General features: G+C 45.1%; 7 protein-coding genes. All 7 read left to right on the top strand.

Translation table 11 applies throughout. From position 1 onward, the window contains the following. Nucleotides 1-2 precede the first annotated feature (2 nt). The 7 genes from FIS9605_RS0135590 to FIS9605_RS0135560 all read left to right on the top strand — a co-directional run bounded on the left by FIS9605_RS0135590 (nt 3) and on the right by FIS9605_RS0135560 (nt 11,244). Complete coding sequence (locus FIS9605_RS0135590; protein WP_035140792.1) at nt 3-3,053, top strand: type I polyketide synthase; 3,051 nt, start codon at nt 3-5, stop codon at nt 3,051-3,053. A 74-nt stretch (nt 3,054-3,127) separates the two neighbouring features. Further along, nucleotides 3,128-4,996, top strand: coding sequence for a hypothetical protein (locus FIS9605_RS0135585; RefSeq protein ID WP_026736721.1), 1,869 nt, complete (start codon nt 3,128-3,130; stop codon nt 4,994-4,996). Between the two features lie 50 nt (nt 4,997-5,046). Next, the gene (locus tag FIS9605_RS39605) at nt 5,047-5,940 is read left to right on the top strand and encodes an SDR family NAD(P)-dependent oxidoreductase (RefSeq protein WP_051470324.1); all 894 of its coding nucleotides are present in this window, start codon (nt 5,047-5,049) and stop codon (nt 5,938-5,940) included. 221 nt (nt 5,941-6,161) lie between these two features. Then, nucleotides 6,162-7,385 carry a glycosyltransferase gene (locus FIS9605_RS0135575; protein WP_051470321.1) on the top strand — a complete coding sequence of 408 codons (1,224 nt, stop codon included), beginning with the start codon at nt 6,162-6,164 and terminating at the stop codon, nt 7,383-7,385. Continuing rightward, on the top strand, nt 7,382-8,440 hold the full coding sequence (locus tag FIS9605_RS0135570; RefSeq protein WP_026736719.1) for a glycosyltransferase family 2 protein: 1,059 nt from the start codon (nt 7,382-7,384) through the stop codon (nt 8,438-8,440). Before FIS9605_RS0135575 ends, FIS9605_RS0135570 begins: the two co-directional genes overlap by 4 nt. 12 nt (nt 8,441-8,452) lie before the next feature. Then, the gene (locus tag FIS9605_RS39600; RefSeq protein ID WP_051470319.1) at nt 8,453-9,715 is read left to right on the top strand and encodes a glycosyltransferase family 4 protein; all 1,263 of its coding nucleotides are present in this window, start codon (nt 8,453-8,455) and stop codon (nt 9,713-9,715) included. Next, complete coding sequence (locus FIS9605_RS0135560) at nt 9,712-11,244, top strand: lipopolysaccharide biosynthesis protein (protein WP_026736718.1); 1,533 nt, start codon at nt 9,712-9,714, stop codon at nt 11,242-11,244. Before FIS9605_RS39600 ends, FIS9605_RS0135560 begins: the two co-directional genes overlap by 4 nt. Nucleotides 11,245-11,265 lie beyond the last annotated feature (21 nt).

The following is an 11,265-nucleotide window of genomic DNA, read 5'->3' as shown; positions in this document are numbered from 1 at the left end:
AAATGAATTTGAATTCAGCACAAGAAAAGTCTGTATCTCCCATCAAACGGGCACTTCTGGCATTGGAGGACATGCAAGCCAAGCTGGACGCTATAGAATATGCCAAGAAGGAACCAATAGCCATTGTTGGTATGGGTTGCCGATTTCCTGGAGGGGCTGACAATCCAGAGGCATTTTGGCAACTGTTGCGCAACGGGGTAGATGCCATTACCGATGTTCCTGCTGACCGATGGGATATTGAAAAATACTACGATCCCGATCCAGATGCTCCAGGCAAAATGTGTACCCGCAAAGGCGGTTTTTTGGCTCAGGTGGATGCCTTTAACCCTGAGTTTTTCGGAATATCAGCGCGAGAAGCAGCAAGTATGGACCCCCAGCAACGGCTTTTGCTAGAGGTGAGTTGGGAAGCTCTAGAAAATGCAACTCAAGCACCAGAGCATTTGTATAACAGCTCCACAGGGGTGTTTGTAGCCATTTACATCAATGACTACAGCAAAGTTATGTCGTCGGTAGGGGATCAGAATCAAATTGATGCTTTTAGTGCGATCGGTAACTCTTTGAGCGTAGCCGCGGGACGTTTATCCTACATTTTAGGACTAAAAGGCCCCAGTATGGCTGTTGATACGTCCTGCTCTTCCTCCTTAGTGGCAGTGCATTTGGCTTGTCAGAGTTTGCGTTTGGGAGAGTGCAATTTGGCTCTGGCTGGCGGAGTTGGTTTGAATCTCGTGCCAGACACCAGCATTGCCCTTTCCAAGTCACGGATGCTCAATCCCAACGGTCGCTGCCAAACCTTCGATGCTGCTGCGAATGGTTTTGTCAAAGGAGAAGGGTGTGGTGTCGTCGTCCTCAAGCGCCTAAGAGATGCCTTGGCTAACGGGGACAACATTCTAGCCGTGATTCGAGGCTCTGCGGTCAATCACAATGGTCGTAGTAGTAGCTTGATTGCCCCCAACGGACTATCTCAACAAGCCGTGATTCGCCAAGCCCTAGAAAATGGTGGCGTAGATTCAGCCCAGATTGACTATGTAGAGGTTCAGGGCACGGGGACATCTGTAGGAGAACCGATTGAGGTAGCAGCTTTGGGGGCAGTGTTTGGCAAGAACCGCCCTCAAGATAAACCTTTGGTGATTGGTTCGGTAAAAACTAACATTGGTCACTTAGAACCAGCTTCTGGGGTTGCGGGTCTGATCAAGGTGGTACTTGCCCTGCAACATGGGGAGATTCCACCCCACCTCCACTTTCAGCAGCCCAATCCTTATATAAATTGGGATGAACTGCCAGTAAAAGTTGCTACGCAGCGGATGCCCTGGCCCGCAGCAGAAAAGCGACGCCTGGCGGGAGTAAGTGGTTTTGGTTTTTGCGGTACCAATGCTCACTTGATTTTGGAAGAGGCTCCGGTTTCAAAGCCGATGCAAAGCTCAATCGAGCGTCCCTTGCATCTGCTGGCACTGTCAGCTAAGACAGATGAGGCTTTGGTGCAGTTAGCCGAACGGTACGAAAAGCACCTAGCCACTAATCCAGACTTAGCCTTAGGAGATATCTGTTTTAGTGCCTGCTGTGGGCGATCGCATTTTCAGCATCGGCTGAGTGTGGTAGCTTCCTCATCTGCCGAACTCTGGGAAAAGCTAGCTGCTTTCAATGCTGGGCAGGAAGTAGCAGGGTTATGCAAGGGAAAGGTAACAGATTCTGCCAAGATTGCTTTCCTTTTCACAGATCAAGGCTCTGAGTATGTAGAAATGGGGCGTCAACTCTACGAAACCCAACCAGAATTCCGGCGAGTTTGCGATCGCTGCAATGAGATTGTGCGTTCCTATTTAGAACAGTCTCTGCTAGAGGTTCTGTATCCCGAACCAGGAACAAGTTCTCCTCTAAATGAAACTGCTTACAGCCAACCTGCCTTATTTACCTTGGAGTATGCCCTCTTCCAGTTATGGAAATCTTGGGGTATAGAACCCGCTATAGTCACGGGTCAAGGTGTAGGAGAATACGTTGCTGCCTGTGTCGCTGGAGTTTTCAGCTTGGAAGATGGCTTGAAGTTGATCGCCAAACGAGGGCAGTTGATGCAAGCACTAACCCAAGAAGAGATGGTGAAAGCGGGAGAGTTCGAGCGTATTGCCAAGGAAGTAACCTACTCCCCACCAAGAATTCCCTTAGTTTCCAATCTTACTGGTGAATTAGCTACTACCCAGATAGCTAGCCCCGAATATTGGTGTTGTCAAGGGCGACAACCCGTAAGTTTTGCTACCAGTATGGATACCCTCGCTCAACAAGGGTACGAAATATTTGTGGAAGTTGGGCCAAAGCCGATTCTAGTAGAAATGGGTCGCCATTACTTATCTGAGACAGAAAAAGTTTGGCTTCCCAGTCTGCATCCAGAGAAAGATGATTGGCAACAACTTCTGGATAGTTTGGGCACATTATATGTGCGTGGAGCAAAAGTTAACTGGTCAGGTTTTGATCGAGACTACTCGCGTCAGCGCGTACAACTTCCGACCTACCCCTGGCAGCGAAAGCGCCATTGGTTTGGAACTAATAATAATGGGCACGGGAAAATAGAAAACTTGTCTCAAAATAATGGTCAGTCTTCGATTGTTAACTTGTTCAGTCAGGCAGAACCCGAACAGCTAGCTAAGCAGTTAGAAAAAACAGGAGAATTTTCACAAGAGGAGTTAAATTTACTTCCCAGGATTTTTGAAGTTTTGAGAAATCAATACCTTCCCGAAGCAGTTGACAAACAAGAGGAAAAGGCTGAACAAATATCAGTGCCACAGTTTAATGTTAGTTCTCTAACAGCGCCAGATATTCAAGCTTGGTTGGTGGATCGAATTGCGAAAGAGTTAGGAATTAAACCAGAGGATATAAACATTCGAGCTTCTTTTGATAGCTATGGTTTGGATTCGGTGTTAGCAATTAGCATTGCTAGCGCTGGCAAGCAAGTTTTCGGAGTTGAAGTTTCGCCGCTGATGTTGGTGCATTATCCGACGATTGAATCCCTTTCGCAGCATTTAGCTAAAGAAATTGAAGCTTCGGAATCAGAGATGTTTGAAATTTAATTGAGAGTTAATTGCAAAGCTGTTTTTGAAAAATTACAAGACAAGAGAGATGGTGAATTATGAATGTATCTCAGCTGAATGTATCCGAGCTTGTGGAAAATCTTAATCAGCAAGGCGTTCAAATTTGGGCTGATAACGGTAAACTTAAGATTCATTCTCCAAAGGGAATTTTATCATCCGAGCTTCGCATGGAAATCGCTCAGCGTAAACCCGAGATTTTGGCGTTTCTGGATGAAAGCAACGGAACTGTTAGTGACAATTCTGTTTTGAATGGGGAACATCTCAGCCTGCAAACAATTGGTCGTTTGATTGGAGGGTTTTGCGATCGCTCTACTGTCGGTTTTAAGCCTCCTGTCATTGACTCAACAGTCATGGCAAAAAGTTTGGTCGTAACTTTTCGTCCATTACCGAAAGGTTACGACAACAACACTATTGTGGAATTTAGAAAAGAGTTAGAAACCAAACTCCGGGCTTGTGGTATTCAGATAGAACCTTGGGAACAAGCAACAAGAGAGTTTGAATATGAAATCAATATACCATTCATAAACTGGAAGAAAAGCATCAAGACAAGGGCAGTAAAAGCTGGAATTAGTGCAGTCATTGATGTGGAAAGGCAGCCGTCTTTAGCAGGAAAGTTAAAGATATGTGCTGTAGAAAATTTGTATTCTGCCTATACCCGTTTTATTTTGAAAAATCAAAAAATATCCGTCTCAAAAATAGCTCAGTTTATTAGTTGGGCTGAAGAAAATGTTCGCTCCATTGAAGACCCGACAAATACTCAAGTCATCGTACTTACCGAGCTAGATAAAAAATTCACCGATCCAAAACTTTCTTATCAACAAAAAATTCCAATTGGTATCAACACTTTAGTTAGAACATTTTCGGAAATTGCCATTGGAGTTTCTCCTACTCACATTTCCATCTTAAACATGAATCTTTCCGATTCAATGTTTCCTGTAGATGAAATAGATAAATTCGTTCTGAAATCCTTAACTCCCAAAATTTATGTGCCAATCATGCCATTGTCAATGAGACAATTTCAGGTAGGAATATATGACTCTAATCAATCTAGCTTTGCAGCCAGATTGGTGAAAATGGGTCAAGAATTGGCATCAACAAATTTATTGCCTGCTGGTTTTAAGATTGACAATGTCATTAAAAGAAAGTCACACAGAGATATTGTTGACTGGATGGCGGATGGAAGAACAGGTGTTTCTTATGGTTTTGTTGCCTATGCCGAACCGCCACAATACGTAGGAGAACTGGAAATATCCGAAAACGAGTGGCTAAACTTGTTACCAATAGCAGGATACAGTAGTGCGGAAGTCCGTGAAAATGAAATAGGCAGGCGATACGTAAAAACAAAAATAGGAGATAAATACGTTTATAAGCAAATTCCCGATATCTGGCTGCTTACCTCTCGTTCAGGTTCAAACAAAACAGATTTAAGCCTTGAGCGTGACATTCTCAGAATTGGTTTAAAAGACAGATTGTATTTGCAATTACCGGAAGGCATCGATCCGGCAGTAGTAGATATTAAGCCTTCTTATGATATCTACGTGATGGTGGCGATCGCCCTGGCTGCTGCTTTGTACGCACCTGAACTAATCAAAGATGGTGCGCCAATGTTTCATTTTCACGGATATCCGTCAATTCAATGGTTTAAACCAAATGAGTATTGCACTGGAGTACACAATCCCTCAGTTCCTTGTGGAACATATGAATCAGGAGTTTTCAATTTCCTAGGTATACACAATTTAGTCAACAAATATGGCAGCAATATTGCCCTAGCCAGTCTGATCGAGCCAGATCATGGCACAAATATCATTACCTCTGACTGGGAGTATTTAGTCGCCAGAATCAAAACTGGCATTGAACAGGGAGAAATTGATCTGGGTGGAAGGCATTTTGCTTCTCTTAAGGAGAGTATAGTTGCTAACTGATCGGCGCATTCGTCCTTCCATTCATTGACTAAATAACAATGTGAGTAATTATGACAACCATAGCAGGTAAGACAGTAGTTTTAACAGGTGCCTCGCGGGGTATTGGCGTATTTATTGCTCACGCGCTGGCAGAAAAACAAGCAACTGTAGTTGGTGTTTCGCGATCGCAGCAAGGGCTAGATAATCTCTGTGCGGAAATTAATGCTATGGGTGGTAGAGGGATAGGTATTCCCTTTGATATCAGCAACGTGGAAGAACTGCCAGTCTTGCGACAGCAAATTGAGCGGGTTGCTCCTTCTGTTGACATCTTAATTAATAATGCTGGCATAGAAATATATCGAGCCTTCCAAGATTACTCCCTTGCTGATATCCAGTCAGTTTTATCCATCAATTTACTTGCTGCTATGGAGTTAACTCGCGCTTTTCTGCCAAGCATGTTACGTCAGGGTAACGGTCACATTGTAAATATTGCCTCTCTAGCTAGCAAAAAGGGAAATCCTTACAACAGCGTTTATTCTGCCAGTAAAGCTGGCTTGTTGATGTGGACTGATGCACTCAGGCAAGAGTTAGCTGGTACTGGTGTGGGAATTTCCGCAATCTGTCCGGGGTATGTTTCTGGTCAGGGAATGATTGCCGATACTGGCGTACCCATACCAAGTTTAGCAGGCGCGTCTACACCAAGTGATGTGGCGATCGCAGTAGTTAGGGCGATCGAGCAAAATCAGGCTGAAGTGATTGTGAATCAAGATCCGATCGCAGCAGGTATGACAAGACTGCTAATAGCGCTGTGGCAAATTTTCCCAAGATTTGGAGATACAGTTTATCAGTGGTTGGGAGTAGCCAAGCTCAACCAAATCCGCGCCGAAAATCAAATGCATAGTGATTCAGTAACTAGAGACGGGCGCGATCGCCTGACTCAAAATAATAAAACACATTTTGTCTAGTTTGTCAATATGCAAGTCCTATTAATTTAGTCTTTTCAAGGTGGAATTTTAAACAATAAATTTTCTTCGTGTCTTGGTGTCTTGGTGGTGAAAAAATAAATTTTCTTGAACCACCAAGACACTAAGACACCAAGTCGAATCAGGAAAAACCAGGCAATGAAAGCAGATTTTTCACCCACCTTGAAAGGGCTAGTCCTATTAATGACTTCGGTCTTTAAAAAATGGAAACAACGCAATCACTCTCATATCCAAAAAAAGAGTTTTTGATTAGTGTTCTTACCGCTTGGTATGGTGGAGGGCATTATGCTACCTGTAATGCGCTACGTTCCATTATTGAGCAGCAACAACTTCCCTGGCAGCTGCATGTAATCGATGTAGACGAAACAGTAAAGCACTTGGCAGAACAAAACCAGATCGTGGATATCTACAAGGCGCTATCAGGAATGACTGGGGGTGAATTGTATAATCGGATGCTGAAAAGTGGTTGGACATGGCTTCACCCGCTGTTACTGCTCCTAAATCAACTACTGATCAGACTAAATTACGATACTGGTGTCAAGATTTTTGCGGAATACTGGCACCAGCAACAACCAGATTTAGTAGTCTCTCTATTACCTTTGTATAATAAAATACTATGGGAAAGTTTGCAAAAGGGAAAACCGGGCACCCCTGTAGTGACCATTCCTATAGATTTAGTTGATTCTCCACCCGGATTTTACATAGAACCGAAAACGGGAAATTATGTAGTCTGTGGAACCCAAAGAGCAGTAGAGCAAGCTCGTGGTTTGGGAGTAGAGGAGGAGCGTATCATCAAAACTTCGGGAATGGTTGTTCACCCTCGCTTTTATGAACCCATGAAGGGCGATCGCGCCACTGAGAGACAACGTTTGGGTTTAGACCCAGACTGTCTCACCGGGCTTGTGTTATTTGGGGGTTTCGGCTCCAAACTGATGCTGGAAATTGCCAAGCATCTTTTGTGTTTTCAACAAAAACTACAACTCATCTTTATTTGCGGACGCAATGAAGAACTGGCTTTGGCTCTACGTCAGAGCCAAGGTCTCCAAAAGAGGTTTGTCACCACGTTTACTGAAGACATTCCTTACTATATGCATCTTTCCGATTTTTTTATTGGTAAACCAGGAGGTGCGAGTATCAGTGAGGCGCTAGTGATGAAGCTACCAGTGATTGTGGAATGTAATGCTGCCACACTCATAAATGAACGATACAACGCCAACTGGATTCAACACAAGGAGGTGGGTTTGGTAATCCGAAGTTTTCGGAATATCGCTCAAGCGCTTGAAAAGTTTCTTCAGCCTGAACATTTTGCTCGCTACCGTGCGAATGTCGCTGCTTTGAATAATCGAGCGGTGTTTGAAATTCCTGATATCTTGCATCAGATTCTCGCTACTAGCAACAAGACAACACTCCCACGAGGTTTCAGATGATAGATCCTCAAGTCACAATTGTTGTTTCACCACGGGAGCGTTTTAGCTATACCCGTGAATCCCTAGAAAGTATTTACGAACATACCAAAATTCCGTTTAAGTTAGTGTATGTAGACGGTAACTCACCAACACAGGTGCAGCAATATCTGGAAGCGAAGTCTCAAGAAAAGGGATTTCAACTGATTCGTACCGACTACTACCTCTTCCCCAACCGCGCCAGAAACCTTGGTTTGGCTCAGGTTGACACTAAGTATGTTGTATTTGTCGATAACGATGTCATCGTTTCACCAGATTGGCTGGAAGCTCTGATTAACTGCGCCCAAGAAACTGAGGCGACAGTGGTTGGGCCCTTAGTGTGTCACGAGCAACCAGTGCATGAAATTGTTCACTTTGCTGGTGGTGAGTCCCATGTTATCTGTGATGCTAGAGGAAGACGCCGCCTGCGCGAGAAGATGTACAAGCAAGGTCAACTTGTAGCAGATGTACGTCCTAAGTTGCAACGGACACAAACTGAGTTGTCAGAGTTCCACTGTGTATTGGTGCGCACAGAGATATTCCAGAAAGTTGGTTTCTTTGATGAAACTATGCTCAATACTAAGGAACACCTGGACTTTTGTATGAACGTCGTCAAGGCGGGAGGTACAGTGTACTTTGAGCCTGACAGCATTATTACTTACGTACCGGGGCCACCACTGAAGTGGACAGACTTCCATTTCTATATGCTGCGTTGGAGCGATGCATGGGAGTTGGCGAGTTTAAGACGCTTACGGGAAAAGTGGGATTTGGCGGAAGATGGATACTTTCAACATAAATACAAAATCTTGGGATGGAGGCGCGCAAACACAGTATATCTTCCCATAATCCGTAAGTTAACTTTCGGCATTAAAAATCAGTTATTTGAGAACATCATAATTTATGGGTTAGCGCCAATTGAAAAACTATTCAACCGCTATCTCACTAGCCAATACGCCAAACATCACCTGAAAGCAAAGCAACCCGACGAAGCACAAATCCCGTTTCCAAAATCCCCAGAAACAGCAGTATCGGGTAGCTGAAGGAGCAGCAAAATGAAGATTCTTCTCCTTCATGACTATGGTACAGCTACCGGAGGAGCCGAGCTACAAATACTAGCTTTGCGTCAGAACTTGCGCGATCGCGGTCATGATGCTCGGCTTTTCTCTAGTCGTAGCTCATTAGTTCCAGGCAGTCCAGTCCTATCAGATTATACTTGCTTCGGAACGAACTCTTTTTTTCTTCAATTTCTGTCAAATACCGTTAATCCCTCAGCATATTTGAGCTTGCGTCGCGTCCTGAAGGAGTTTCGACCGGATGTCGTCCACGTGCGGATGTTTTTGTGGCAACTTTCGCCACTGATCCTTCCCCTTCTTAAAGACGTGCCGTGTTTGTATCAAACAGCAGTATACAAAGCAATTTGTCCGGTGGGAACAAAATTACTGCCAGATGGAAGTCTTTGCAATCATCCTGCTGGAAGAGCTTGCTTGCGTCATGGCTGCTTGATGGTACCACAAACTTGGCCAGTATTCATGCTACAGCAGAAGCTTTGGCAGCGCTGGCGCAATTCTTTTAACTTAGTCGTAGCCCTCAGCTATGCGATGAAATCCATTTTAGAGGCGGAAGGGATTGCACCAATCGAAGTTGTTCACAACGGGGTTCCCTCTAGACCGATGCGCCCAAGCCTGGGCGATCCGCCAACAGTTGCTTATGCTGGGCGCTTGGCACCAGAGAAAGGTGTGGGGGTTTTGTTACGAGCATTCGCACGGGTTAAAACACTGGTGGCAAAAGCGCGGTTGGTGATTGCTGGTCAGGGTCTTGAGGAGTTGAACCTGCGAACCTTAGCCACAGAACTGGGAGTCACTGACAGTGTGGTTTGGCTTGGTCATCTACCACGTCAAGAGATGGAACAACACTTTGATTCGGCTTGGGTACAGGTCGTCCCCTCCCTTTGGGCGGAGCCTTTCGGTAACGTCACCACAGAGGCGATGATGCGGGGTACGGCTGTTATCGCTAGCAATGTTGGCGCACAGCCGGAGATTGTCAGCGACGGGACAACTGGCTTTTTAGTACCGCCGAATGATGTAGACGCCTTAACTAATGCTTTGCAGTGCCTATTGTTCAACCCAACTATAGCTGAACAAATGGGACGGGCTGGTCGTGAACGGGCGCTCACCCACTTTAGTGAAGATAGATGTACGGAGCGCTTTCTAGAAATATATCAGCAAATTTGTGAAAAAGATTATACCACAAATCATGCCAATCACAAACAAACTTTTAGTAGAACAGCACAATTGTTGGGAGACACCGCCTCATGACTCAGTACCCTTCGGGTGTTGATTCTGAGCAGCATATCAGAACAGATGCACTCAACGCCGACCTGAAAAAGCGATCGCTCAAATCTGGCTTGATTACAGTGGCTTCCCAGCCGATCAAGCTAGCATTGGGGATTGGCTCAACTGCTGTACTGGCTCGGATGCTGACACCATTTGACTTTGGTTTGCTGGCGATGGTGGCTCCACTGCTTGCATTTGTAGACAGCTTGACCAATCTTGGTTTGGAGACAGCAACGGTACAACGAGAAAAATTAGATCATCAGCAAGCCAGCGCTATGTTCTGGCTGTCTTTAAAAATCAACGCTGTGGTCATAGGATTGATGGTGTTGATGGCTCCTGTTCTCGCGTGGTTCTATAAACAGGCGGAACTAACAGGAATTACGCTGATGCTAGCAGTTGGCGTTTTGAGTTTGTGTTTAACATTTCAGCACAAATCATTACTCAAGCGACAGATGCGCTTTGAGATGATGACCGCGATCGAAGTTGCTTCCCTGGTAGCAGGTGCTGTTTTTGCCATAGGTGCGGCTTGGCTTGGCCTTGGCTACTGGGCGTTAGTCTTGCAGGTGCTTGTGATGCAACTGACCCAAAGCGTTGCTAGTTGGTTTGTTTGTGGTTGGCGACCTGCGAAGTATGTCAAAAACACAAAATTAGATGCCAATCTGCGAGAAATGCTTTCTTATGGAGCGCACCTCAGTGGCTTCCGGTTCCTCACGCGCATTGGGATGCAACTTGACCGCATTCTCGTTGGCTATTTTAGCGGTGCGGGAGCGCTTGGTTTTTATCACGTTGCCTACACGTGGGCATATTTTCCCTTTGAACAGATTTATAATCCTCTGTTCGATGTGGCTGTGTCTAGCTTCAGCCGTACCCAGCATGACCCAGACTTGTACCGTGCTTACTGTCGCCGAGGGTTAATGCCAATCTTTGCCTTTTCTATGCCGGTGCTGGCGTTTTGCTTTGTGGAAGCCCGTGAGATTATCCTGCTGCTACTGGGAAACCAATGGTTAGAGGCGGTTCCACTCTTCCAACTGCTGGCGATCGCGCCCTTTGTCGGTAGTATGTACAGAGTCACAAAATGGCTCTACGTGTCGATAGGTCATACTCAACGACAGTTACGCTGGGGTCTGATTCACACTCCTGTGATGATTCTCGCCGTAGCAGTTGGTGCAAAGTGGGGAGCTTATGGTGTTGCAATGGGTTATACAGTGGGAATTTGCCTGCTGACTTACCCAGCGGTTGCATTTTGTCTAAAAACATCGCCTCTATCAATGGGTGATTTTTTCAGTGTTGTGTGGCGACCTGCATTCGCATCTGTAACAGCAGCAGTCATACTCTCTGCAAGTCAATTTGTTTTACCAGATATTAATAATGCTGTCTTAAGTTTGCTCGTCAAGATGACAATTTTTGGATTGCTTTACATTCTTCTGTGGATGATTTTTCCAGGTGGGATGCAAGGGACAAAAGAAGTTTTACAAAATTTCCAGGAACTCCGTTCCAAGCGGAAAAATTAGGTGAGTTGCGACTTTACTACT

The organism is Fischerella sp. PCC 9605, from assembly GCF_000517105.1.
In the GTDB taxonomy this organism is placed as follows: Bacteria; Cyanobacteriota; Cyanobacteriia; order Cyanobacteriales; family Nostocaceae; genus PCC9605.
This window is presented reverse-complemented; position numbering and strand designations above follow the sequence as displayed.

What these genes read in the sequence shown, in the direction of transcription:
- FIS9605_RS0135560 (WP_026736718.1), top strand. Translation starts at nt 9,712, where the DNA reads ATGACTCAGTACCCTTCGGGTGTTGATTCTGAGCAGCATATCAGAACA.
- FIS9605_RS39600 (WP_051470319.1), top strand. Translation starts at nt 8,453, where the DNA reads ATGAAGATTCTTCTCCTTCATGACTATGGTACAGCTACCGGAGGAGCC.
- FIS9605_RS0135570 (WP_026736719.1), top strand. Translation starts at nt 7,382, where the DNA reads ATGATAGATCCTCAAGTCACAATTGTTGTTTCACCACGGGAGCGTTTT.
- FIS9605_RS39605 (WP_051470324.1), top strand. Translation starts at nt 5,047, where the DNA reads ATGACAACCATAGCAGGTAAGACAGTAGTTTTAACAGGTGCCTCGCGG.
- FIS9605_RS0135575 (WP_051470321.1), top strand. Translation starts at nt 6,162, where the DNA reads ATGGAAACAACGCAATCACTCTCATATCCAAAAAAAGAGTTTTTGATT.
- FIS9605_RS0135590 (WP_035140792.1), top strand. Translation starts at nt 3, where the DNA reads ATGAATTTGAATTCAGCACAAGAAAAGTCTGTATCTCCCATCAAACGG.